Annotated in this window: 23 protein-coding genes; 12 read left to right on the top strand and 11 right to left on the bottom strand. The window is 45.8% G+C overall.

Annotated elements, in window-relative coordinates:
* Nucleotides 1–44: 44 nt before the first annotated feature.
* From BLR15_RS08960 to BLR15_RS08950, 3 genes are all read right to left on the bottom strand, one after another.
* The gene (locus BLR15_RS08960; RefSeq protein ID WP_092986727.1) at nucleotides 45–1,784 is read right to left on the bottom strand and encodes a solute:sodium symporter family transporter; all 1,740 of its coding nucleotides are present in this window, start codon (nucleotides 1,782–1,784) and stop codon (nucleotides 45–47) included.
* Between the two features lie 267 nt (nucleotides 1,785–2,051).
* On the bottom strand, nucleotides 2,052–2,981 hold the full coding sequence (locus BLR15_RS08955) for a nucleoside hydrolase (protein WP_092986725.1): 930 nt from the start codon (nucleotides 2,979–2,981) through the stop codon (nucleotides 2,052–2,054).
* Between the two features lie 2 nt (nucleotides 2,982–2,983).
* A complete protein-coding gene (locus BLR15_RS08950) occupies nucleotides 2,984–4,147 on the bottom strand; it encodes an acyl-CoA dehydrogenase family protein (protein WP_092986723.1) in 1,164 nt (387 codons plus the stop codon).
* Between the two features lie 150 nt (nucleotides 4,148–4,297).
* Between BLR15_RS08950 and BLR15_RS08945 the strand changes: the two genes are divergently transcribed.
* The 7 genes from BLR15_RS08945 to BLR15_RS08915 all read left to right on the top strand — a co-directional run bounded on the left by BLR15_RS08945 (nucleotide 4,298) and on the right by BLR15_RS08915 (nucleotide 11,697).
* The gene (locus BLR15_RS08945; RefSeq protein WP_092986721.1) at nucleotides 4,298–4,942 is read left to right on the top strand and encodes an alpha/beta hydrolase; all 645 of its coding nucleotides are present in this window, start codon (nucleotides 4,298–4,300) and stop codon (nucleotides 4,940–4,942) included.
* A 216-nt stretch (nucleotides 4,943–5,158) separates the two neighbouring features.
* The gene (gene gabT / locus BLR15_RS08940) at nucleotides 5,159–6,463 is read left to right on the top strand and encodes a 4-aminobutyrate--2-oxoglutarate transaminase (RefSeq protein WP_092986720.1); all 1,305 of its coding nucleotides are present in this window, start codon (nucleotides 5,159–5,161) and stop codon (nucleotides 6,461–6,463) included.
* Complete coding sequence (locus tag BLR15_RS08935) at nucleotides 6,463–7,857, top strand: NAD-dependent succinate-semialdehyde dehydrogenase (protein WP_092986718.1); 1,395 nt, start codon at nucleotides 6,463–6,465, stop codon at nucleotides 7,855–7,857. The genes gabT and BLR15_RS08935 overlap by 1 nt, the downstream gene beginning before the upstream one ends.
* Nucleotides 7,858–7,875: 18 nt before the next feature.
* Complete coding sequence (gene speB, locus BLR15_RS08930; protein WP_092986716.1) at nucleotides 7,876–8,823, top strand: agmatinase; 948 nt, start codon at nucleotides 7,876–7,878, stop codon at nucleotides 8,821–8,823.
* A 38-nt stretch (nucleotides 8,824–8,861) separates the two neighbouring features.
* The gene (locus BLR15_RS08925; RefSeq protein ID WP_092986714.1) at nucleotides 8,862–10,274 is read left to right on the top strand and encodes a sodium:solute symporter family transporter; all 1,413 of its coding nucleotides are present in this window, start codon (nucleotides 8,862–8,864) and stop codon (nucleotides 10,272–10,274) included.
* A gap of 120 nt (nucleotides 10,275–10,394) precedes the next feature.
* A complete protein-coding gene (locus BLR15_RS08920; protein WP_176754114.1) occupies nucleotides 10,395–11,225 on the top strand; it encodes a dihydrodipicolinate synthase family protein in 831 nt (276 codons plus the stop codon).
* A gap of 22 nt (nucleotides 11,226–11,247) precedes the next feature.
* Complete coding sequence (locus BLR15_RS08915) at nucleotides 11,248–11,697, top strand: GNAT family N-acetyltransferase (RefSeq protein WP_092986712.1); 450 nt, start codon at nucleotides 11,248–11,250, stop codon at nucleotides 11,695–11,697.
* On the opposite strand, the gene BLR15_RS08910 is transcribed toward BLR15_RS08915, so the two are convergent.
* The gene (locus tag BLR15_RS08910; RefSeq protein WP_092986710.1) at nucleotides 11,692–12,606 is read right to left on the bottom strand and encodes a LysR family transcriptional regulator; all 915 of its coding nucleotides are present in this window, start codon (nucleotides 12,604–12,606) and stop codon (nucleotides 11,692–11,694) included. The two genes, BLR15_RS08915 and BLR15_RS08910, sit on opposite strands and share 6 nt — an antisense overlap.
* 147 nt (nucleotides 12,607–12,753) lie before the next feature.
* On the opposite strand from BLR15_RS08910, the gene BLR15_RS08905 reads away from it, so the two are divergent.
* Complete coding sequence (locus BLR15_RS08905; RefSeq protein ID WP_218118664.1) at nucleotides 12,754–13,893, top strand: 5-methyltetrahydropteroyltriglutamate--homocysteine S-methyltransferase; 1,140 nt, start codon at nucleotides 12,754–12,756, stop codon at nucleotides 13,891–13,893.
* Between the two features lie 135 nt (nucleotides 13,894–14,028).
* On the top strand, nucleotides 14,029–15,690 hold the full coding sequence (locus BLR15_RS08900) for a glutathione ABC transporter substrate-binding protein (protein WP_092986706.1): 1,662 nt from the start codon (nucleotides 14,029–14,031) through the stop codon (nucleotides 15,688–15,690).
* A 48-nt stretch (nucleotides 15,691–15,738) separates the two neighbouring features.
* Here the strand turns inward: BLR15_RS08900 and mgtE are convergent, their stop codons facing one another.
* Nucleotides 15,739–17,091 (bottom strand): magnesium transporter, encoded by a 1,353-nt coding sequence (gene mgtE / locus BLR15_RS08895; protein ID WP_092986704.1) that lies wholly within the window; start codon nucleotides 17,089–17,091, stop codon nucleotides 15,739–15,741.
* A 236-nt stretch (nucleotides 17,092–17,327) separates the two neighbouring features.
* On the opposite strand from mgtE, the gene BLR15_RS08890 reads away from it, so the two are divergent.
* The 3 genes from BLR15_RS08890 (at nucleotide 17,328) to BLR15_RS08885 (ending at nucleotide 19,423) form a co-directional block, all read left to right on the top strand.
* Nucleotides 17,328–18,728, top strand: a complete 1,401-nt coding sequence (locus tag BLR15_RS08890; RefSeq protein ID WP_092986702.1) for a YfcC family protein — start codon at nucleotides 17,328–17,330, stop codon at nucleotides 18,726–18,728.
* Between the two features lie 50 nt (nucleotides 18,729–18,778).
* Complete coding sequence (locus BLR15_RS14400) at nucleotides 18,779–18,910, top strand: hypothetical protein (RefSeq protein ID WP_281182372.1); 132 nt, start codon at nucleotides 18,779–18,781, stop codon at nucleotides 18,908–18,910.
* Nucleotides 18,911–19,042: 132 nt separating this feature from the next.
* Nucleotides 19,043–19,423 (top strand): VOC family protein, encoded by a 381-nt coding sequence (locus tag BLR15_RS08885; protein ID WP_092986700.1) that lies wholly within the window; start codon nucleotides 19,043–19,045, stop codon nucleotides 19,421–19,423.
* An 89-nt stretch (nucleotides 19,424–19,512) separates the two neighbouring features.
* Here the strand turns inward: BLR15_RS08885 and BLR15_RS08880 are convergent, their stop codons facing one another.
* From BLR15_RS08880 to BLR15_RS08855, 6 genes are read right to left on the bottom strand one after another with little or no spacing between them, the layout of a single operon-like run.
* Nucleotides 19,513–20,490, bottom strand: coding sequence for a C-terminal binding protein (locus BLR15_RS08880; protein ID WP_092986698.1), 978 nt, complete (start codon nucleotides 20,488–20,490; stop codon nucleotides 19,513–19,515).
* A gap of 23 nt (nucleotides 20,491–20,513) precedes the next feature.
* Entirely contained in the window at nucleotides 20,514–21,803 is a 1,290-nt protein-coding gene (locus BLR15_RS08875) for a TRAP transporter large permease (protein ID WP_092986696.1), read from the bottom strand.
* A complete protein-coding gene (locus BLR15_RS08870) occupies nucleotides 21,800–22,309 on the bottom strand; it encodes a TRAP transporter small permease (protein ID WP_092986694.1) in 510 nt (169 codons plus the stop codon). The genes BLR15_RS08875 and BLR15_RS08870 overlap by 4 nt, the downstream gene beginning before the upstream one ends.
* Before the next feature lie 27 nt (nucleotides 22,310–22,336).
* Nucleotides 22,337–23,347: a DctP family TRAP transporter solute-binding subunit gene (locus BLR15_RS08865; protein ID WP_092986692.1), complete on the bottom strand. Its 1,011-nt coding sequence runs from the start codon at nucleotides 23,345–23,347 to the stop codon at nucleotides 22,337–22,339.
* A 14-nt stretch (nucleotides 23,348–23,361) separates the two neighbouring features.
* Entirely contained in the window at nucleotides 23,362–24,990 is a 1,629-nt protein-coding gene (locus tag BLR15_RS08860; RefSeq protein ID WP_092986689.1) for a M20/M25/M40 family metallo-hydrolase, read from the bottom strand.
* Nucleotides 24,983–25,657, bottom strand: coding sequence for a GntR family transcriptional regulator (locus BLR15_RS08855; protein ID WP_092986687.1), 675 nt, complete (start codon nucleotides 25,655–25,657; stop codon nucleotides 24,983–24,985). The genes BLR15_RS08860 and BLR15_RS08855 overlap by 8 nt, the downstream gene beginning before the upstream one ends.
* Between the last annotated feature and the right edge of the window lie 18 nt (nucleotides 25,658–25,675).

Below are 25,675 nucleotides of genomic sequence, written 5' to 3'. Positions count from 1 at the left end.
AAATTTGATATTAATAACGCTGGAGCTCCGCTGTCGATTATTTGCTAAGCTCCGGTGATGAAGTCCTGGTATTTCCTGTTCCATGATTTCAGCGCTACAATGTACAGGAGGATGGTGACGATGATCAACCCTGCAGCGATGGGCAGGAACCAGCCGGATACGATATTGTCAGGACTTGCAAGTCCTATTGTGGAGAATAACATAAATGTGAACACCATCCCACTGGACAGTATGATGGTGACGGGAATGGCGTACTTCCATGGCACCATGCTGACAGATGCATCCGGCCTGAATCTGAAGGGTTCCGACAGCGGTCGGATGAATCCTGCCGTCAACATGATGATGACTGCGACCGCGAACAGTATACCCTGTATGTGAATGAAGTTGATTGGCACTTCGATATTGACAAACATCGGCATGCCCCACATCAACATGTAATAGCTGATGACGTGGACGATGATTGCGACTTTTGGGCCGATAGGCGGGATGTATTTTGAAAATATACCAACGAGCACGATTGCTATGATCGGTATGTTAAAGAACCCGGTGAACTCACGTATGACCGTCCATAGCCCTTCAGGTGCATTGAGCAGCAGCGGGGCAATGAAGAAAGTGACCAGCGACAGAACCACGCCGAACCATTGACTGATGCGAATCATCTGACGGTCCGTCGCCCTTTTATTAATCAGCACTTTGTAGATGTCATAAGCAAACATCGTTGCGGCACTGTTGAGCAGTGAATTGAAACTTGAGAAGACCGCACCGAGCAGGACAGCCAGAAAAAATCCGCTCAGGAATGTCGGGAGCAAATCCGAAATCAGCGCAGGGTATGCCAGATCCATCGTCTCAAATCCCGGCCCATACAGATGAAAGGCGATGATGCCTGGAATCATCATCATAAAAGGGACGAGAATCTTCAGAAACCCGGTGATCAAGGCACCTTTCTGACCTTCTGCGAGGCTCTGGGCCCCGAGTGTACGCTGTATGGCATACTGGTTCGTTCCCCAGTAGAAGAGGTTCGCGAAAATCATACCCGTAAAAATCGTCCCAAACGGCACTCCGTCATCGCTCGAACCGATGGAGTTCAGCTTCTCCGGACTTTCAAGTGTGATCGTCCTCATCCCGTCCAGCATATTGCCGTCCCCGAGGGCGATGAAGCCGAGCACGGGAACGATGAGTCCAATGATGAAGAGTCCGATGCCGTTCAGCGTATCCGAAATCGCAACGGCCTTCAGGCCACCGAAGATCGCATAACAGGATCCGATGATGCCGATGATCCAGACCGTAAGCCACATGGACTGCTCGAAGGTGATGCCGAGCGCCGCCGGCACATCAAACAGCTGGAGCACTGCAATTGCACCGGAGTACAGGACCGACGGTATGGTCACAAGTCCGTATCCGAGCATGAATAAAAGTACGACCAGGATGCGCGTGCCCTGGTCAAAACGGTCGTTGATGAATTCGGGAAGGGTTGTGAATGAACCGCCGAGGTAGCGCGGCAGCAGAATCAAAGCCAAAACGATGACGGAGAACCCCGCCGTAACTTCCCAGGCCATATTCGTCATATTGCTGCTGTAGGCCTGACCGTTCAGACCGATCAACTGTTCAGCGGATAGGTTGGTCAGTATGAGCGAACCTGCAATGAAGCCCCCCGTCAGGCCCCGGCCTGCGAGAAAGTAGCCTGTCGAATCACTGATGGTGTTTCTTGTCTTGAGATATGAATACCAGGCCACCAAAAACATGAAGAATGCTGCGGATAAGACGGTGAATATAAACTCTCCCATATCGATACCCCCTGTTTTAACTTCCAATTTACTTTTATATACACTTTAATATATGAATTAAACTTGATATATGAAATTTGCATATTAAATGAGGTTTTATCTTAAAATTTCTTCATGCAGATTAAAATTCACTTTTAATCAATAACCAGTAAATGATATTAATTTTATGAAGGTGCACAAAATCATTTGAAATGCGAACAACGGCAGCGGGGTTTAATCCCGCTGCCGTTTCTTAATATCAATACTACTTTTGGTTGTATCATAAAATCACTTAGACAGTGTTCCGATGAAATCCTTCAGAAAACGTGCACTGTCCACCCCGGCGCAGATGTTCACATTCGGTTCTTTGCTGAGCAGCCCCCTGAAATCGCATATGGTCTGACCGTAACCGAGGGGACTTGAGGTCTCGACGTCCACATAATATTTTTCTGTCGTAAGCAGTGAGGAATCGAGCACGTACCCCACCGTGAGCGGGTCGTGCAGTGCGCATTGGCGTTTATTATACAGTTTCAGGCCGTAGTCCATATATTCATCAGTCGCATTTTTAATAAAATCATAATACGGCGAGCCGTTGAGTTGTTCTACATGTTCATCGGTCATCATCACCTGATGCGTGACATCAAGGCTGATTAGTGTGATGTCCAGCCCTTTATGGAACACGACTTTGGCCGCTTCCGCATCGGCGAAGATGTTGAACTCCGAAGTGGGCAGCATATTGCCGTAACCGGCGTTTGACACGAGGCCGCCCATGATGACGACCCGCCCAATCATATCTTTGATGGCCGGATTTTTCTTTAAGGCAAGTGCCAAGTTCGTCAGAGGCCCCACCATGATCAGAGTCAGTCCCTTTTTATATTTGTGCGCACTTTCGATGATGAAATCTGCGGCAAAAGTCTCTTCCAGTTCTTTTGACACTGCCATATCGTCGAGGGCATTGCCGATCCCGTCACCCCCATGCACCTTAAATTCATGGACGGCTTCTCTGACATAAGGTTCGGCGGCGCCTTCATAGATGGGAATGTCATTACTGTCTGCCAGTTTCAGCACTTTCAGTGTATTTTTGGTTACATAATCGAGTGGCACATTACCGTTCACCGTGGTAATGCCTTGAATATCGAGCTGTCTGCTTTCAATCGCGTAAATGATGGCCAGGGCATCGTCGATGCCCGTATCCACATCCAATATGACTTTTTCCATATTTACTCTCCAATCCTTTTAATTGATGATTCAGCAAGATTGATGATGACCATATCGTCCATCGGGGGATTATGGAGACCGGCGCGGACGTTTCTGTAATGTCTCTGCAGTTCGTTGTCGGCATCGAGACTTTTCGCACCGACGACTCTCATGGACAGATCGACGATGTCGACGGCCTTGTTGACGATGGAAGTTTTGACTGCACCGAGTTTTGGACCCATTTCTTCTCTCTTCTCATGGTCCACGTCATCCCATTCTTTCGCAATTGTATATAAAAATGCGTCAGCTTCCATCACCGCCATTTCTATCCGTCCGAGTTTTTCCTGGACGTTCGGCAGTTCTGAAATCGTGCCTTTAATGCTGTTCGGCGAATAGGTCGAGGCAAAATCCACTGCTGCTTTTTGTGCTGCCTTCGCGATGCCGAGGTAGCAGGCGGGTATATGGAGCAGCCAGCCGGACGGGTCTTTTTTGCCGGGTGTTCTGTATGACACGAGGTCTTCTTCTTTCACACGGACATTTTTCATTATGAAGTCATGGCTGCCGCTTGCACGCATTGCGACAGAATTCCACGTTTCGTCGACACTTACACCTTCAAGTTCAGTATCGACAATAAAGTCCCCGACCTCGCCGGTGTCCTCGATTGTTGCACTGACCGAAGCATATTTTAAGACGGGTGAGAGTGTGGCGAATGTTTTTCTGCCGTTCAAAATCCAGGTGTCACCGTCTTTCACCGCAGTCGTTTCCGGCCTGCCGCCGCGTGTCGGACTGCCCGTTGCGGGTTCTGTGGCGAGGTTGTTGATCAGCGCGCCGTTTTCGATCACATCTGCAGCAACCTTTTTATATTTTTCTTCCTCCCATGTCTTCTTCTCACCGAGATCCATGATGATGCCCATATGCCAGCCGATCGACAGTGCAGTCGCGCCGTCATACTTCGCAATGGTTTCCTGGTGTTTCATCAATTCAGCGAGACTGATGCCCCCGCCGCCATATACTTTCGGTATGGACAGTGAAGGATAGCCGATCGCTTTCAGCTTTTCAAAATTCTCAAACGGAAACGTGGCATTTTCATCATGTTCCCGTGCGGTCTCCTTGAACTGTTTTGCTGTCTCTTCCATTAGACTGATGCGTCCCCGGAAGTCCAGATTCTGTAGTTTTTCCAATGTCATATCCCTCTCTAAAATCGTCTGATTTGATATATTGATTATTTCACAAGGCCCTCCATTAATCAAAACGGTTCATATTGAGCGGTGCAGATTATTTTCGTTCACGCATGAGACAAAGCTATAATAGTGACAAAAGACAGGGGAGGCATTCGTGTGGAGAATGAATTTTATTACGAAGTGAAAACACCTGAAAATTATGATGAAAATAAAAAGTATCCGATGCTCATTGCGTTTCATGGCATCGGGCATCATGAAGAATTTGCGTGGATCAACTTTGACGGTGTGACGGATGAGTTTATCGTCGTCGCTGTCCGCGGGAATCTGGAGTTTAAGAACGGCTATGCGTATTATCTGCTTGAGGAATTCGGCAAGCCGGACATGGAGACGTTTGATGCGTGCATGAAAAAGATGCCGGCGTTCGTGTTTGAGATCATTGAGGCGTATCCGGTGGATAAAGATCATGTGTATCTCGGCGGATTCAGCCAGGGAGCGATCCTGTCGAATACACTGGCACTCCTGATGGGTGATGAGATCAGCGGCATTGTGTCCATGAACGGCTATGTGCCTGAATTCCTGGAGGAGCGATACGGCGTAAAAAGTGTGGAACATCTGGATGTCTTCCTGTCAGTCGGCAGTGAAGATGAGATCTTCCCGCCGGAAATCGGGAAGAAGAACGAAGCGTTTTTTAAGGATAAAGGTGCGAATGTCTCTTATACCACGTATGATACGGCGCATCAGATCGGTGAGCAGAATAAGAAAGACGTCGCCCGCTGGCTGCTGGATCAAATTAAAAAGTAATATCAGCTGAATGACCCTGGTTCATAATGAACCGGGGTCATTTTTGTGGGTCTTTGATGACACTTAATACTTTGAATGGTATGAAGATAAACTGATTTTCAGCATGAACAAGATTCCCTTTTCATCTGGTCCCCTTATTTTTATGAAATTGGTACTTTCAATTATTCCAATATTTGAAATAATGACCATACTCATAATGTGAAAGGGGTTTCAGCAATGACGAGAACTGAAGATTTACAGAAAAAAAGAGATAAATATGTATCCAGAAGTGTGAGCAACGGCAACTTGAGTATCGCAGGCCATGCCCACGGTGTGACAATCACCGACCCTGAAGGCAATGAACTGATCGATTTTGCGGGCGCAATCGGTGTACAGAATGTAGGGCATACACATCCTAAAGTGACAGAGGCGGTAAAAAGTCAGGTCGATAAGTTTCTGCATCCGGGCTTCAACTGCATAATGTATGACGGTTATATCGAACTCGCTGAAAAACTGTGCCAGATTACACCGGGTGACTTTGATAAAAAAGCGATCCTTTTCAACTCCGGTGCCGAAGCGGTTGAAAATGCAGTGAAAATGTCCAGGAAACATACAGGAAGAAATGCTGTTGTGTCATTCAAACGCGGTTACCATGGCAGGACGAATTTGACGATGAGCATGACAAGCAAGGTCAAACCATACAAAAACGGCTTCGGACCGTTTGCTTCTGATATTTATCCGGCACCGTACCCTTATGTTTATCGCAGGCATTCCGCATTGACTGAAGAAGAGTATATCGACCAGACGATCAAGGAGTTTCATGATTTCTTCATTGAGACTGTGGCACCGGAAAATGTCGCCTGCGTCGTTATGGAGCCGGTTCAGGGCGAAGGCGGTTTTATCATACCGCCGAAACGTTTTGTAGAAGCCGTGGCCGAATTCTGTAAAGAGAACGGCATCGTATTTGTGGCAGATGAAATCCAGACCGGTTTCGGCCGTACCGGCAAATGGTTCGCATCAGAGCACTTCGGTATTGAGCCTGATCTGGTACTGGTTTCGAAATCACTGGCAGCGGGTCTCCCTTTGAGCGGTGTCGTCGGCAGGTCTGAAATTCTGGACGCGGCAGAACCGGGTGAACTCGGCGGAACATTCGCCGGAAACCCTGTGGCATGTCAAGCAGCACTTACTGTCATTGATGTGATTGAAGAGGAAGATCTCTGCACCAAAGCGGAAAGAATCGGCCATAAACTTGAAGATGTATTTAAAATTTATCAGGATAAATATTCATTCATCGGTGAAGTCAGACGCCTCGGTGCGATGGTGGCGGTTGAGATCGTCAATGATGATAAGGAAAATTCACCTGATAAAGCACTTACCGGTCAGATCGCAAAATATGCGAATGACAACGGATTGATTTTACTTTCAGCCGGCATTTACGGCAATGTCATCAGATTTCTGATGCCTCTCGTCATTACTGACGAAGAGCTCAATAAAGGGCTCGACATCCTGGATGCGGCACTTGAGAAAGCAGGTAAGGCGTAATGGTTCAAACTTTTGATGTTAAAAATCCGGCAACAGGCGCGGTCATTGATACTTTAAAGATAAATACGAAAGAAGAGGTTCAGGCAGCAATCGAATCATGCCATGAAGGATTCAAAGAATGGCAGAAGACGGATGCCCATCACCGTTCTGGTATTATTAAGGAGTGGTTTCGCCTGATCAATGAAAATAAGGACGAACTGGCTGAAATCATCACGAAAGAAAGCGGCAAACCACTGCACGAAGCGCTGGGCGAGGTGGCCTACGCCAATGCCTACATCGAATGGTACGCTGAAGAGGCAAAACGCATTTACGGAAGAACGGTCCCGGCAAATTCTCCGAATAAGAATATCATCATTAAAAAGCAGCCGGTCGGACTGGTTGCGGGCATCACCCCATGGAACTTCCCGGCGGCGATGCTGACGAGAAAAGTCGCGCCGGCACTGGCGGCAGGATGTTCATTCATCATCAAACCTGCGGCCGAGACGCCGCTTACAACGATGAAGCTGGTGGAACTCGCCTACGCGGCTGGGGTGCCGAAAAATGTGTTCAAAGCTGTGAACGGTTCGGGCAGTGAGATCGGGTCTTTATTTACAGACAGTCCATTGGTCAGAAAAATCACATTCACGGGATCCACCCCGGTCGGCAAGTCACTGATTGAAAACAGTGCGGCGACGGTTAAGCATGTGTCCATGGAACTTGGCGGCCATGCACCGATCATCGTGTGCGGCGATGCGGATATTGATATCGCAGTCGACCAGACCATCGCATCCAAGTTCAGAAACGCGGGGCAGACGTGCATATGTGCGAATCGACTGTTCGTCCATGAATCCGTCGTGGATGAGTTCTCAGAGAAACTGAGTGCGAAAGTGGCGCAGCTTAAAGTCGGCAATGGCCTGGAAGAGAACATTCAAGTCGGGCCGCTGATCAATAAGAAGGCTTATGAAAAAGTAAGCGGACAGGCTGAAAATGCGAGAGGTTTGGGTGCAGAGATCCTGTGCGGCGGCAAAGGCATCACGGACGATGAAAAAGAAACATATTTCTTCGAGCCGACTGTCATCAAGAATGCGAACCAGGAGATGGAAATTATGAGTGAAGAGACATTCGGCCCGCTGATTCCGATCCAGTCATTTACGGATATAGAAGAAGCAGTTGAACTTGCCAACAGCCTTCCGTTCGGTCTCGCTGCATATTACTTCACGAATGACTATAGAACAGGCTTGTACCTGTCAGATCAGCTCGACTTCGGCGTCATCGGCTGGAATGACGGTGCACCGTCGGCCGCACACGCTCCGTTCGGCGGCCTGAAAGAGAGCGGCCTCGGTAAAGAAGGCGGACCTGAAGGTATTGAAGCTTATTTGGATACGAAATATTTGTCGATAGGGAATTTAATATAACAAGGAGAGAAGATATTTATGTATAGACCAAAAGATTCATCAAAATCACCACGTTTTGTAGGACCAAGAACTTTTATGAGATTGGAACATATAAGAACAACAGAAGATGTGGATTTCGCTGTAATCGGTGTGCCTTTTGACACTGCAGCTTCAAATCGTACCGGACAAAGGTACGGACCCCAGCATATCAGGGATTTCTCAGTACTGCTCAGACCATATAACCCAGATCAGGATATAAATATTTTTGATTACTGCTCAGGTGTTGATTATGGCGATATTGATGTGATTCCAGGCAATATTCATGCGACTTATGACAATATCGTAGAATCTCTTACTCCTGTCCTGGACAGTGGTATCACACCTGTGATGATGGGAGGCGACCATTCAATTTCCCTTGGACATCTCAGAGCGTTCCATAAAAAGTACGGTCCTGTAGCTTTGATTCATTTCGATTCACATGGTGATACATGGGATAATTATTTTGGAGAAAAATATATGCATGGAACGCCATTCAGAAGAGCAGTGGAAGAGGGACTGATTGATACAGAACATTCCATCCAGGTGGGAATGAGAGGGCCTCTGTACGGTCCGGGCTGTATCGAAGATGCCAGAGATTTAGGTTTTGAAGTGATAACGATGCGTGAGGCACGTGAAATTGGATTCGATAAAGTTTCAGAACGCATCCGTGAACGTGTCGGAAGTGCAAAAGCATACGTATCATACGACATTGATTTTCTGGACCCTGCCTATGCTCCTGGTACAGGGACACCAGAAGTCGGAGGACCGACTTCTTTTGAAGGCCTGGAATTTGTAAGAAATCTTAAGGGGCTTGATATCAAAGGTTTCGATCTGGTGGAAGTATTGCCAACATACGACAGTGGTGAAATAACTGCTGTGGCAGCTTCCGCAATAATTTTTGAAATGATCAGTTTGATTGCAATTAATAAACGGGAGTCATCATCTTAGAAATCGACGAGTCGTTTAAACAGGGTGGGATAAGATTTATGGAACTATTAGATTATTTAATTTTTGCCGTATACTTCTTACTATTGATCAGTATAGGTTTACTCGGCATGATGCGTGCAAAAACCAGTGAGCAATATATGGTGGCTGACAGAAATCTCGGTGTATGGATGTTGTTCGGCTGTTTGACTGCTGTGTTTTTAGGGGGCTCTTCAACAATCGGATCTTCACAACTGGGCTATGAAATGGGACTTTCAGGCGTCTGGTTTGTATTCTCCATGGGTCTGGGTATTGCCCTTTTCGGATTACTGTTCCTTGACCGTGTAATGGGCTATAAACTTTTGACTATCAGTGAACTGTTGGGAAAACTTTTTGGAACCAACTCAAAGCTTATCGGGGCAGTAGTCGCTGCGATTTATACATTACTTATCAGTGTGACTCAGATTATTGCGATTGGAGCGTTACTCTCAGGAGTATTCGATTGGGGGCTCACATCTTCGATTTTAGTCGGTGGTGCTATTGTCTTCGGTTATACGATCCTTGGCGGTATGTGGACATTATCCATCACGGATGTTTTCCAGTTCGCGATAATGACTATCGGTATATTTGTCATAATGCTGCCCCAGAGTTTAAGTGATGCAGGAGGTTTTGAAGGATTAAGAAACAATTTGCCAAGCACTTATTTTAATTTTACTGAAATTGGTTTAAGAGAAATTATGTCCTATTTACTGACCTATACATTAGGGATGATGGTGGGACAGGATATATGGCAAAGGTACTTTACAGCTAAAAATAGAAAAGTTGCAAAAACAGCTGGTGTTTTAGTTGGTGTCTACAGTTTACTCTATTCACTGGCAATGGTGGTTATCGGTATGGCTGCGCTTGTAGTGCTCCCGGGCATTCAAAATACCCAGGATGTATTCACAACAATGGCTTTTGAAACTATTTCAACAGGTTTCCTGGGAGTAGTATTTGCGGCAGTGGCAGCTGCTATCATGTCTACCGCATCCGGGACATTACTGGCGTCGTCAACACTGATTTCAAAGGATATTTTAAAGGACCATTTCTTTACGAAGATAGATGATGCGAAGTTCTTATTGATTTCACGTACCACGACGTTTATCTTGGCGGTTCTTGCTATCATCATTTCTTTGTGGATCGAGGAACTGCTTGTGGCCATCGATGTTGCTTATGCAATTCTTGCAGGTTCAATCTTTATACCGATCCTGTTTGGTCTGTTTTCTAAGAAAATTACGTCTAATGCTGCATTTTCTGCCATCTTACTATCAGCTGTCACTGTACTGATTGGGTTATGGATAGAAGGCCTTGGATCCAGTAATCCAATAATATATGGTATTGTTGTTAATATCATTGTGATAGTTACAGTTTCTTATTTTGATAAAGGGAACAGAAAGAAAAGAGAAGCGTTAAAGCCGAAACCGGATGAAGCATAGTTATTTAAAATAATCATATAATAAACTAATCACTTTGAAGGAATAAGGTCTGTGAAAGGCCTTGTTCCTTTATTTTTTAATGATAAAGTTCGATATAATGAGATAAAGGAGGAGTCACTTTTGTTAAAAGAAAAAATGCATGTAGCGGTAACCACGGCATTTAACGAAGATGAAAGTCTGGACACGGTTAAAACGGTACAGCATATCAAAAGACTGTATTCCAAAGGTGTGAAATCCGTTTTAATATCAGGCACCACTGGTGAACAGCATAGTATGAGTCTGGAAGAAAAGATAGCATTACTCGATGCTATTAATGTTGAAGAAGATTTGATCGGAAAAATGGAGATTATAATGGGTGTGTCTTCAGTAAGACAAAAGGAGGCTGAAAAACTCGCGAAAGAGATAAGTGAATCGAACATCTCAGGTATCATGCTAGGTTTTCCGCCTTACATACAGCCCACACAGAAAGAAGCAATACAATATTCAGAAAGGATTATAGAATTATCAAACAAACCGGTCATTCTATATAATAACCCCGGAAGGACAGGCTTTGATTTATCATCGGACAGTATTATTTACTTGAGTAAAAGTGATTCGGTGATTGGCATAAAAGATCCTGGTGACCAGAAAAAAGTGGTTTATTTAAAAAAAGAAATCAAAAAGGATTTTCAATTTTATGCAGGTGGAGAGAATGATCTGGAAAAGAAAGTGTCATGGGGATACAATCGTCTATCTTCCATCGCTGGTAATATTTATCCAGATGAAGTTAAAGAATGGTTTGATAAGCTGCTAAATAAAGACACAGGTTCGGACGCCGGAGTCGAGGTCTGGGATAATATCAAGTACCATATATATGAAGGCAACCCCATATTGAATATCAAAAATATACTGAGCGAAGAATATGATGAAACCTGGCTGTGCAGAAGCCCAATAGGGAACGCTGAAAATTAAATATAATCAAAGAGGTGATGAAATGAATTTCAAAATCGCAACAAAGGACGATCTTAAAGATATCGTCGCGATGCTTGCGGATGATGAGCTGGGGAAGACGCGTGAATCGGTATCGGATACGGTGGAAGAGAAATATTTACAGTCATTTAAGGATATTGAAGCACAGAGTGGCAATCAGATCCTGCTCGCTGTTGATGGTGAGGCAATCATCGGCTGCCTGCAGCTGACTTTCATCCCGACACTGGCACGCGGCGGGCAGAAGCGGGCGCAGATCGAAGGTGTCAGAGTGCACAAAGAACATCAGAAAAAAGGTGTCGGCCGGGCTTTATTCGAAGAAGCGATTCGTCTGTCGAAGGAAAACTGCTGCGGGATTGTCCAGTTGACGACAGACAAACGCCGCGGCGGTGCACATGAGTTCTATCACAAGCTAGGGTTTGAAGTGACACATGAGGGCATGAAGTTGTTTTTATAAAATATCATAGGACTCGATGCATTTTTCGAGCTCTTCCAGGTACAGTTTGGCCATGCGGCTGAGCTGTGCTTTTTTATTGGTGATCGTACCGACGGTGATCTGGTCATCGACTTCCAGTCTGACGGGGATGATATCCGTGCCGTTCAGCTCTTCGCTCAGTATGCCTGTCGAAATGGTATAACCGTTCAGGCCGATGAGACAGTTGAATAACGTTGCCCGGTCACTGACCAGTATATCTTTCGGGCTGTTCAGAGTTCTTAATATTTCTTCTGAGAAATAAAAGGAATTGTTCTGGCCCTGTTCAAAGGATAACCTCGGGTACGGCTCCAGGTCTTCAATCGTCACTGAAGATCTTTTGGCGAGCGGGTTGTCCCGGCTGATGAATATGTGCGGACTTGCGGTAAATAAAGGCTCGAACGCCAGGCTGTTTTCTTTGATCATCTGTGTAAGCACCTGGGAGTTGAAGGAGTTCATGTACAGCACACCGACTTCACTCGTCAGGTTTTTGACGTCATCGATGATTTCAAAAGTTTTCGTTTCCCTTAAGGTGAACTGATATTTGTCGCCGCCGTAAAGATCGATCATTTTTACCATGGCATCCACTGAAAATGAATAGTGCTGTGTCGAGACGGATAACAGCTGCTCCTGCTGCGGTGAATCCAAATAGCGGTTCTCCATCAGACCGACCTGTTCGACGACCTGTCTTGCGTAGCTCATAAATTCTGCGCCGTCGGAAGACAGGACGATGCCTGTGGATGTTCTTGTGAAAATGAGGATACCCATTTCCTTTTCAAGCATCTTGATCGACTTGGATAATGTCGGCTGTGATATGTATAAATTTTTGGCGGCTTCATTGATGGAACCTGTATTAACGACTTCTATCAAGTATTTTAATTGTTGGATTGTCATAAATATACCTGCTTTCCGGTGAACTTTATTTAAATTATACCTTAAATGGAGTATAGCTAAAAGCTATACCAAGCCATGAATATTAACTCTTATACTATTGCTCGTGTCTGTGCTAATCTTGATACATCAATAACACATAGAGGAGTGCTGGATATGACTATTAGTAATTTGACCAAAAGAAAAACTGCGCCTTTCAGATTTGATAACGTGGGGAGTTTTCTGCGTCCGTTAAGATTGAAGGAAGCGCGTGATGCATTTGCCAAAGGGGCGATTGCAGAAGAGGAATTGAAGTCGGTGGAAGATGCGGCGATTGAAGAACTGATTGAAAAGCAGAAGGAAATCGGTCTGAAGGCAATCACTGACGGTGAATTCCGCAGATCATGGTGGCATCTCGACTTTATGTGGGGACTTCAGGGTGTGGAGAAAGTGTATGTTGATGAAGGTTATAAATTTGCAGATGTGGAAACGAGAGCGGAATCGGCGCGTCTGACAGGAAAACTCGGCGGTTCCGGTCATCCGTTCATCGAACATTTCAAGTTCGTCAACCGTTTTGCCGATGCGGAAGTGATCGCAAGACAGACGATTCCAGCACCTGCCCAGTTTTTAGCGGAACTGCACCGTCCGGATAACCGGGAAGCGACGGAGAAATTCTATCCGGATGAAGCAGAACTGCTTGAAGATATTGCGGCGGCATATCAGACTTTCATCCAGGAATTATATGCGGCGGGCTGCCGGAACCTGCAGCTGGACGACTGTACATGGGGCATGATTGTCGATGAAGAGTTCTGGAAAGATATGAATGCGGACTTTACTGTTGAAGATTTGAGCAGAAAATATGTCGATCTGAACAATAAAGCCATTGCCGGCAGTCCGGAAGACCTCGTCATTACGACACACGTTTGCCGCGGAAACTACCGTTCTACATGGGCATCATCCGGTGCATACGACACGGTGGCTGATGTTTTATTCGGAGAAGAAAATGTGGAGGGGTACTACCTGGAGTTTGATACGGAACGCGCCGGCGGTTTTGAATCACTGTCAAAAGTGAGCGGTGATAAAGTGGTGGTCCTCGGCCTGTTTTCTTCCAAACTCCCTGAGCTTGAAGATAAAGAGGAGATTAAAGGGCGCATTGAAGAAGCGGCGAAATATATTGATAAGGACAGATTATGCATCAGCCCGCAGTGCGGATTCGCCTCGACCGAAGAAGGCAATGACCTGACCGAAAGGGAACAGTGGGAAAAGCTTGAGCTGATCAGAGAAACAGCGGAAGAAGTATTTGGGAAATAAACATTATCCTCTGGAGTTAATGCTCCAGAGGATTTTTATTGAAATTATTTAATAAATCAAAAGTTTCATTGACTTCATTTTAAATCATAGTAATATTATATGATATAAAGCATACTAAGAAGGTAGGTATTTAAAATGAAGCATTTTTTAGCAATTAGTTTATTATTCTCATTAGTATTGATACTGGGCGCCTGTACAAATGATAGTGAAATGGAGGAAGACGCAGAAGCAAGCGAAGAAAATGGCGGGGAAGGCAGATCCATCACTTTATCACTGCCGTCAGATGCTGTGTCAGTCGATCCTCACGGCAGTAACGACTCACCCTCCGAGAGAGTGAGAGAACATATTTTTGAAGGTTTGGTCAAACAGGATGAGAATTTTGACATTGTTCCATCACTTGCTACAGAGTGGGAGCAAATAGATGATCTGACATGGCATTTCACTTTACAGGAGGGTGTTACATTTCATGATGGCTCGGCGTTCGATGCAGAGACAGTCAAAGCAAACATAGAACGTCTACTTGATCCAGGGCGTGCGGCATCCCGCTCACATGTGCTGGAAGCGATTGAAGAAGTGAGTGTTATTGAAGATTACATAGTGGAAATAAAAACAGAGTATCCATTCCAGCCGCTCCTTAATCATTTAAGCCACGGTGCCGGGGATATGATTTCTCCCGAGCAGATCGATGAGGATTATCAATTTGCTTTAGAAGAAGCAGAAGTTGATGTGACTTTGGAGGAATATTATGAACTGAGGAATGAAGGCGGAGAAGAACACACAGAAATTGCGGAGGAAATTTCAGAGTTTGCAGGTTCAATTGTTGAGCAAAACCCGATAGGTACTGGTTATCTTGAATTCGATTCACGAACGCCTGGTGACAGTACTTCATTAATAGGCAACGAAGAATATTGGGCAGGCGACGTGGATATTGATGAACTGACTTTAAAGATCGTACCGGAAACCGGTTCGCGTATTGCTGAAATTGAAACAGGTAAAGCAGATGTCGTAGGCGATGTCCCACCGAGTGACAGAGAGCGTCTTGAGTCGAATGAGGAAGTGGAGCTGGCTGAAACGGAGACGGTCGCACTTGAATATATTGGTATGAATACTGAAAGTGAGATTCTCCAGGACAAGAAAGTACGTCAGGCAATCAGTCATGCCTTCAACAAAGAAGAAGTGATTGAAGGTGTTTATGACGGTGCAGGTATTGAAGCAGTGTCACCACTTGCACCGGATATATTTGGATTCAATGACTCGCTGGAGCCACTTGAATATGATTTGGACGAAGCTGAACGTTTACTCGAAGAAGCAGGCTATCCAGATGGTTTCAGCCTTACCATGTATGTGAATGATGACAACCCACAGCGCGTGGATACAGCGATATGGCTTCAGGAATCACTTCGGGAAATCGGGGTTGATTTAGAAATTGTTCAGCTTGAATGGGGTTCCTTTTTAGACGCGTTGGGCAATCAGGAACATGATTTATATATAATGAGCTGGGGGAATTCTACAGGTGATCCTGATAACGGGATTAAACCGATATTCCATTCTGACAGCAGTAACCCGGGAGCGAACTTCATGTACTTCAGCAACGAAGAAGCGGATAAATTAATAGACGAAGGAAGACAGGAGGGTGACGAAGAAAAGAGACATGATCTATATGCCGAAGTTCAGGAGATTTTAATTGAAGAAGCACCTGCAATATTCATCCTTCATCCGACAGATTATAATGCACATTCAACAAGTGTGGATAATATTAATGTCAGTTCATATGGTGAGTTTGACTTTAAAAATTAGTGATGATGAAAACATAGTCTGCCAAAATTGAAGGCAGACTATGTTTTTTTACAAATAACTGAGCAGTGTGGTCGCAATCGTAAAGTAGATCAACAGTCCCATGATGTCATTGATCGTGGTGATGAACGGACCGGATGCGACTGCGGGGTCGATTTTCAATTTCTTGATGACCATGGGTATGATTGCGCCGACGACCGCGGATAAGCTCAATGTGATGATCAGGGTCAAGCTGACGATGACTGCGAGCATGATATCACCTGAAGGGTACAGCAATGGAATGATGATGAGCAGCAGGACAGAACATGCCAAGCCGAGCAAAAATCCTGTGCCGAGTTCTCTCCACAGTGTTTTAATCACGGAACCCGGTCCGATATTGCCGAGCGCCAGGTTACGGACGGCGACGGTCAGCGCCTGTGTGCCTGTGTTCCCGGCTGAATCCATGATCAGCGGGATGAAGGCGGAGAGCAGGACGACGGCTTCCAATGTGTTCTCGAAGGCACCGATGATATTGGCTGTAATCATGCCGAACAGCATGAGCAGAATAATCCATGGACCGCGCTTTTTGGCGGATTGGAAGATGGTGAGTTTATGGTCCATTGCGCCTCTTGTCGTACCGAGTTCACCGAAATCTTCCTCTGTTTCAATCTGGACGACATCGAGGACATCATCCACTGTGACGATACCGGCGAGAAGGCCTTGGGCTGTAATGATGGGGAGGGCGATCAGATCATATTTTTTAATGATTTCTGCCACCTCTTCCTGGTCTTCATCCACACCGGCTGTAATGTAATTCGTCTGCATGATGGATTCAATTCTTTCGCTGTCTTCTGCAACGATCAGATCTCTCAAAGACAAGACACCTTGCAGACGGTGCTGTGCGTCAACGACATACAGATAATAGATCGTCTCCGCATCCGGGGCTTCCTCCTGCAGGCGCTTAAGAACGTTGCCGGCCTGGTCTTTACGGTCGACAGCGATATATTCCTTGGTCATGATCGTGCCGGCACTGTCTTCGGCATAATTCAGCAGTTCTTCGACTTCCGTACTTTCTTCATCCGTCATCAGGGACAGAATTTTTGTACGGTAGGCATCATCCTGAATTTCCAGAAAGTCTGCAACGTTATCTGCAAACATGTAGCCGAACATTTTTGCAATATAACGGTCATCGAGTTCTTTCGCGGTGTCATTCTGGTGCTCCAGGTCCAAAGCTTGAAACACACTCGAGAATTCTTTTGCTGAGAGGTATTTTTTTATCTGTTCATGCCCTAAATGATCAAGAGCATTAAAAATCGCAGCCTGATCCATCGGATGGATATTCAGAAAAATATCCCTGAATCTCTGTTTGTCATTTTTGGACAATGCAGTTAATATGTCATCCTGGAAACTGATGATACGTTCCATTGTGTCCTCTCCCTTTTCTTAATCTACTGTTACCCTTAGCTTACAGGGATTGACTGAAATTTAATATATCATAATGTTTTTAAATGCAAAGCTTCATAATATAATTTTATTAATGAAAAAATACACTAAAAGTTTAAACCAAAATAAAAATAAGCTCCAAATTTTTAGTAAATTATGTAATAATGGCTTCTATATAATTGTTTAAATTTTAAAAATATTGATGGGAGGTTTTACATTTGGCAAAAAATACGACTAAACGTAAGTTTGAAATGCCGCACATTTACGTCATACTGTTCATTCTGATCACGCTTGCGGCAATCGCATCCTACATAGTGCCGGCCGGGGAATTCGCACGTGAGGAAGTCAACGGTACATCGGTGATCATCCCCGGGACGTTTGAATTTGTCGCCCAGTCACCGGTCGGCATCTTGGAATTCATGACAGCGATTCCGCGTGGTGTTGAAGGTACTGTCATCATCATCTTCGGTATCATGGCGATCGGTGCAATGTTCAGAGTCATTGAAAAAGCGGGTGTCATTGATGTCATCATCAATTTCCTGATCAAACAGTTCGGAAACAAAGGGCTGCTGATCATTCCTGCAATTGTCATTCCTCTGGCATTGTTCGTTTCACTGACAGGGAACATAGAATCATCGCTGATTTTCCTGCCTGCACTGCTGCCGTTGTTCCTGAAACTCGGCTTTGACCGCATGGCTGCGACAGCCACGGTTCTGATTGCAACGGTTGTCGGATTTTCACTGGCACTGACGGCACCTGCAAACCTGGGGACGGCGCATACCATCTCTGAACTGCCTTTATTCTCAGGTATGGGATACCGCGGTATCATGCTTGCAGTGATGACGTTGCTGGGTATTCTGTTCGTGATGCGCTATATTAAAAAGGTAGAGAAAGATCCTTCGAAAACATTGATAACAGACGATGTGGACGACTCGCAGTTCATCAAGGATGACGATGATACGAAAGATGTCACCACAAGAACGATCGTCGCGACCTGGGTCTTCATCGCATCCCTCGGTTTCATGCTGTTCGGCATATTCCAGTATCAGTGGTATTTCATCGAACTTGCAGGTTTCTACATACTGGCAGGTTTGATTACAGGTCTGATCGGCGGACTGAAACCATCACAAATTGCGACGGCGATGAACGAAGGGATTCAAAATATCATTTTAGGTGCATTGATCGTCGGTGTGGCACGTGCGATTGCTGTAATGCTTGAAGACGGTGTCATCATGGATACGACTGTACATTACCTGAGTCAGATTGTGACATTCCTGCCTGAGTGGCTCGTTCCTGTCGCAATGATGATCGTACAGGGACTGCTTAACTTCCTGATTCCTTCCGGAAGCGGACAGGCGGCCGCCACCATGCCGATTATGGTCGGTATCGTCGACCTGACGGAAATGACACGTCAGACTGCAGTTCTTGCATTTCTGATGGGTGACGGCTTCTCGAACATATTCTACCCGACGTCCGGTTACTTCATGGCGGCACTTGCGATTGCCAAAATCAAGTATACAGACTGGCTCAAGTTCATCTGGCCGCTGCTTCTGTTATGGTATGGAGCAGGGGCGATATTCCTGGTCATTGCATTCTTCATTGAATATGGCCCGATGTAGATTAAAATGTGAAAGGGTGTATGTATATGAGATGCGGTACTAAATGCTTCATGGTGACAGTGGAAAAGGATGGCGGTAAAAAGAGTTATGAAGTTCCGGCACGCAGTTCCATCGATGCCAGAAAAATAAGCCGCCGCCGTTACGGTGAAGATCTTGTCATTCACTCTGTTCATAAAAAGTGATTGATTAAAACAGTTCCTTATCTTCAATGATCAGGAACTGTTTTTTTTTTTTTAAATTTGTGTAATAGTAAACGGATACTTATAATTGAAATAGTAAGCTGGTTGATGCGTTTATAAATAGGGGGAGTAAATATGATCGATGGTTTGAAGAGTGTCATGCTTTACGTTGACAATCAGGAACAATCCGTGGCTTTTTGGACGAAAGATCTGGGGTTTGTAATTAAATCAGAAGACATTATTTACGATGACTACAAATCAGTGGAAGTGGCGCCCAGTCTTGATTCACAGACGAGCATCGTGATTTTTGACAAGGCCTTCATAAGGGAGGCGAGTCCTGAAGTGAATCTCGGAACGCCGTCACTCATGTTCCAGGTGAAAAATCTGGATGAACTGTATGCAGATTTTAAGAATAAAGGCATCCGGTGCGGAGATATCGTGGAGACTCCGGATGGACGGGTATTCAATTTCTCGGATGATGAAGAGAATTACTTTGCGGTCAACGAGGTCAAATAGCATTCAGGAATACTATTGTGAAGTGCAACGGAGGCTTTGACAGCATAAAAACAGCTGTGATTTTTTATAATCACAGCTGGTTTTTATATTCACTTCAATCTATCTTTGTTCAATGAAGTGCCGACCGCGCCGGTTTCGATGGCCTCAACGACTTTATCGCATGCTTTGATCCTGAGGTTTTTCAGCGCCTCGTCGGAATAATAGGCGGAGTGGGGTGTGATCAGCACCTGGTCTTTATTCAGCAGAACATCACTGAAGTCGGGCGGTTCCTGTTCGAGCACATCGAGAGCCGCACCGCCGACCTTTCCTGATTCGACGGCCCGGACAAGATCATCTTCTTTAATGATACCGCCGCGGCATGTGTTGATGATATATGCACCGTCCTGCATCAATTTCAGGCTGTCCGTGTTGATTATATGTTTCGTGTCCTCGGTCAGCGGCACATGCAGGCTCAAGTGGTCGGAACGCTGCATCAACTCATTAAATGAAACGGCTTCGACTTCATATTCCTCAAATATTTCCCGGGGAATAAACGCATCATGCGCGATGATCTCTGCACCGAACGGTTTCAGCTTTTCAGCAACGCGTTTTGCGATTCTGCCGAAGCCGAGCAGGCCGACGGTCAGGCTGTTGATCGGTTTTACACCGGAAACGGCGAATGAATCCCAGCTGCCGTTTTTTACGACGGCACTGTAATCCGCCAGTCTCCTCATGCCGTGAAGCATCATGGCGATGGTGTGGTCCGACACTTCCTCGATACAGTAATCCGGAATATTGGAGACATGGATCCCTTTATTGGTTGCTGCCTCCATATCGACATTTTGATAGCCCATGCCCATGGCAATAATCGCCTTGCAGTTATCAAGTGTGTCAATCAGTGCCTGATCAACGATGAAGCCGACCTGGAACATGACGACTGATGCAGAGGCCGAATATTTTTTCGAGTCTGCATCAAAATTTTCCAGTCTGGTGACGACAACTTCATAACCTTCGTTGTTCAATCGTTCAATTTCATAATCATGTTCTTTCCAGACGTCATTTAAAATCCAGATGAGTGGTTTATTCATAACGGTCTACCTCCATTAATTGGTTACTCAAACAAACCGGGCAGGAACATCGAAATCGCCGGGATGAATGCGATGATCAACAGACATACGATCATGATCAGCACAAACGGCATGACGCCGGTTGCGACCTGCTCGAATTTGACTTTACCGACACTTGAGGCGACGAATAAGTTGACGCCGAGCGGCGGTGTAACAAAACCGATGGCAAGTGCCACGACGAGAATGACCCCGAAGTGAACCGGATCGATACCGACAGACGTGACGACCGGCAGCAGAATCGGTGTCAAAATGATCAATGCTGAAATGGTATCGATGAACATGCCGACGATCAGCAGCAGGATAATGATGATGATGAGTATGAATATCGGGTTCGATGTCAGCTGCATCAATCCATCGGCAATCGTATTCGGTATTTGCTCAAGCGTCATGAAGAATGCGAATGACACAGAGAAGCTGATGATGATCATCGTTGTTGCGTTGATGAGAATGGTCTCCATAAAGGCGTCGTACATTCCCTTCCAGTCGAGTTCTTTATGTATGAAGACACCGACTATGATCGCATATACAACGGCTGTCACTGCAGCCTCTGTCGGGGAGAAGACCCCGCCGTAAATTCCGCCGAGAATGATGACCGGGACGAATAAGGCCCATTTGGCATCCCATGACGCTTTTAAAACATCTTTGAAAACAAGTTTTTCTGCACCTTCCTGAGGTTTATATCCACGTTTTTTAGAAATCAGGTAAGCCGTAATCAGTAACGCTGCACCGATTAAAATACCAGGCAGAATACCTGCCATGAACATTGCGCCGACGGACACACTGCCGACTGCACCATACACGACGAACGGTATGGACGGCGGAATGATGACTCCGATGGAACCGGCTGCGGCAGGAACACCTGCTGAGAATCCTTTATGGTATTTGTTGTCGATCATCGCCGGAATCATGAAGCTTCCGATGGCAGCAACTGTTGCCGGGCCGGAACCCGCGATGGCGGCAAAGAACATACAGGCAACAATCGTTACAAGAGACAGACCGCCCCTGATCCAGCCGACAAGTGCCGTCGCCATGGCGAGCAGACGTTTTGAAATCCCGCCTCTGCCCATAAGAATTCCGGCAAGTATGAAGAACGGAATCGCAAGCAGTGAGAATGAGTCAAGCGACGTAAATGCTTTTTGTGCAATCAGATTTATTGGAAGATCGGTTCCAAACCAGATGGCAACGATGGCCGCTGCTCCGAGAGAAATCGCAATCGGTACGCCGATCAGGAAGCACACTAACAGGACAGCAAATAATATGATGATTATATTCATAGCGGTGCCTCCTCTTTCTCTTTTTCTTCTTCTTTAATGTTCGAGTAATCTTTGCGGATGATTTCGAGCAGCTGCTGGATGAGACGGATGGCCATGCTGAGCGCGCCCAGTGGCACCGCAATATATACGACCCACATCGGAATCTGCGTTGCCGGTGATACCTGGCCGTACTGAAGCGTTGCGATGACCAGGTGGGTACCGAAAATCGCAACAAGTATAATGAGCAGAAACCATATTAAAGTAGAGGCGATATCCATGACCTTTCTCGTCACTCCGTTAAATAAATCTACAAATGCAGTCACTTTTATGTGCTCTCTCAGCTTCACCGCATAACCTGCACCTATCCATACCTGGAAGATGTGGATGAATCTTGCGAATTCTTCCGTCCAGCTGGGTGCGCTCTGGAAAACGTAACGGCCGACGACCTGTCCGAATATGAGCAGGACCATCAGTACGAGTGTGGCAATCAGAAAACCTTCTTCAAATCTGTTAAAATATTTTTTCATAGAGAGTCCCCTTATTTTGTGACATATCTATTGTGCTTCCTCAACAGCTTTATTCAGTTCATCGAAGAGTTCGGATCCGAGCATTTCTTCATATTTCTCGTAAACCGGCTCAGCTTTTTCACTGAATGCCTGTCTTTCTTCGTCGGTCAGATCATTGACCTGAAGACCGCCATCGACCATTTCCTGCATGTATTCCTCGTTCTGTTCCTGGGAGAGAATCCGCTGATTTTCTCTGTAATCCTCAGCCGCATCCATGACGATCTCCTGCAGGTCCGGTTCAAGTGATTCATAAAAATCATTATTCATCAGCAGTGCGACCGGCATATACACATGGGAAGTGAGTGACATATATTGCTGAACTTCATACAAGTTGCTCGTATACATCAGGGCGATGGGTGATTCCATTGCATCGTATGTTCCCTGCTGCAGTGTGGAGTACATTTCACCGAAAGCGAATGGTGAAGCGTTGGCGCCAAAGGCATTGAAGACATCCGTATGTACCGGGCTTTCCAGTGTTCTCATCTTCTGTCCTTCTATGTCCTCCGGAGTATAGACCGGATGAATGTTATTGGTAATGTGACGGAAGCCGTTTTCCCCGTAGACGAGTCCTTTAATATTGACATCTTCAAGTCCGTCGAGCAGACCCTGGCCGAACGGACCGTCGAGAACGGAGTAGGCCTCTTCTGTATCTTCAAACAAGTAGGGCAGATCGAGTATCATAAAGTCCCGGTCAAAGCCGGAGACGCTGGCGAGTGCCGGAATGGTCATTTCGACATTTCCGAGCTGCACTGCTTCAATCGCTTCCCTGTCAGACGGGAATAAGGAACCGGATGGGTAGAGTTCGACTCTCAGACGTCCGTCCGATTCCTCCTCGACCTGTTCCTTGAACTCTTCCGACATGATATGTGTCGACTGGGTCGGGTTCACCAGATACGCAAGCCGGATTGTCTTCTGACCGGTTTGTTCATCTATATTCGGTCTGCCGCAGGCAGACAGTATCAATACGGTGATCAACACCAGAAAACTTAAATTTCTCATATAAAAACAACCCCTCAATTATTTGGTGCTTGCTGTATATAACTTGTCATCAATTTTCTTAAAACATCCGGCGTGTAAATAAAGGCACTGTCCTTATGCAGCCTTTCCGACATTTTATGTGCATCTTTGCCGTAAGGTCCGACATTCAATACAGGTGCCTTCAAGTTCTGCATTTCTTTGAAAGGGATGGTGTAAGGTTCACCCCAGACCGGCATGTTTTCCATGAATGACATCCATCCGGCTTCACTGCCGGTATAGTTCACATAGCTTAAATCCGAAATGCCGTTGAAATAATGGATTTGTTTCGCATCCACATCGTGCTCCGATTTGAAAATCTTCTGGATGTATTTTATTTTCTTCTCAAGCTCCGGATCATCCGATGCGTTGACGGCAGGGTAATAGGATGGTGCTAAAAAGAGTATTGCTGCTGGTGCAAGCTCTTTTGCCGCGTCCATGAGCCGGTCGGTGATCTTAATCGCTTTTTCCCTTATATTCAACGTACTGTCGTTGAACACACTGTCAGAAATCAAGTCGTAACGGTCCCGGCCGTGCTTGTTGATGACGTGCAGGGCGAGGTCATGGAAAGTGATGGTGTGAATTTTATCCAGCGGTTCTGTCTCCAGTTTTCTGCATAAGTCGCTGTAGTCCGACCAGCACTCATCCATTGCGCGTTCTGCCACAGTCCGGTAAATATCCATCACTTCGCCCGGACTCCGCTCCAGTGTGAAGACGTTGTAGAGTGCATAGGCATGATGCGAAGTCTGGGTGGAATAATCTTTCTTCAGATCATTCTGCTGCAGACAGACCGGCGGAGGCGTCCGTTCCCCGAATTTTTCTTCTGAAAAATCTGCATTGAATTCCATCTCCTTTGTTAAATAAGAACTCATAAAATGACTGGTGATGCCCTGAAGCGGCTCTCCCGCATGGGTGCCGACACCGTAGAAAAGGGCGGAAGGCATGATTTTGCCGATGGAACCCGTGTAAATATAATAGCTGGTATCCTGCGGACTCTGGCTGAATGAAGGTTCACTGTTCAATATCAGCTTTAAATCCAGATTTTCAGAGTCTTTCAGTCCGGACAGAAACTTGACAGCGGCCCGCATGCCGTCGGAATTCACTTCTTCATCGGGTACGGTGACGAGGATGATGTTCAGCGGCCACTCCTCGGTGAATGCAAGTTCGATCAGGCTCATATGGAGCGCAAGACCCATTTTCATATCCATGACGCCACGTCCGAATATATAATCGCCGGACTCAATGTCATTTTTGAGCGTGGCATTGAAACCGTCTTTTCTTTCTTTCATTGCTTCCGTCAGTTTTTCAACGTCAAAGGCAATCTCTTCAAGATCGCCGAACTCCTTTGTATGTACAACATCGAAATGGCTGATCAATACGACGGTGTCCTTTGTGTCATCAGCTTTGTAATGGGCGATGAGGGCATGCCGGTCCTCTTCTGAATCGACAAGATGCAGCCTGTCCGGATGTGTTTCGAAGTATGATAAATCCATCAGCTTCTCTTTTATGAAATGTGGAAATCCGATTTCTCCTGATGTACCCGACCTGCTGTCGAAACTGACCAGCTGTGCAATCAGTTCATATAACTGACCGGGCGTCTGCCAGCTTGTGTTTGATGTCTCACTCATAAGTGTTTTCCCCTTTGTCGTAAAATTTCAGAAATCGCTCCTCTACGTTATTGAGGTGCTGGAGCAGTGCCTCTTTCGCAAGTGAAAGGTCTTTGACTGTCAGAGCATCCAGTATTTCTTTATGTTCAGTCAAAGCATCCTCGAGGCTGACTTCAATCGTATTTGATAAAGTCAGAAAAGCTCTGTCCACACCTGTACTCAAGCGGGTGATCATTTCGCGGAACAGCCGGTTGTCATTGCTTTCGGTAAGCAGCATGTGGAACTCACTGTCGAGCTCCAGATAGAGCTGGTGACGGCCGTCCTTTACAGCTCGCTCCTGCCGGTATATATTTTCATTCAGGCTTTCCAGGTTACCTTCATCCATTTTATGAATGATGCGCTCTAAATTTTCAACTTCCAAAATACGTCGCATCTCCATATGGTTGAGGGAGTCTTCCTTTGAAAAACCGGAAACGACAGAGGGTTTTCCGCTCCTGGTTCTGATCAGCCCTTCATTTTCCAGTTTGGCAAGTGCATCCCGGAGCGGGGTACGGCTGATGCCGAGCTGCGCTGATATCTTTTCTTCCGGCAGCGCATCGCCGACCTTCAATTTCCCTGTAGCAATTTCTTCTTTCAGAATATGAAATGCCTGTTCTGAAAGAGAGACTTTCGTCTGAATCGTTTTCATAGCGCCATCCCCCTGTAA

The sequence above is a fragment of the Lacicoccus qingdaonensis genome (assembly GCF_900101075.1).
In the GTDB taxonomy this organism is placed as follows: Bacteria; Bacillota; Bacilli; order Staphylococcales; family Salinicoccaceae; genus Lacicoccus; species Lacicoccus qingdaonensis.
This window is presented reverse-complemented; position numbering and strand designations above follow the sequence as displayed.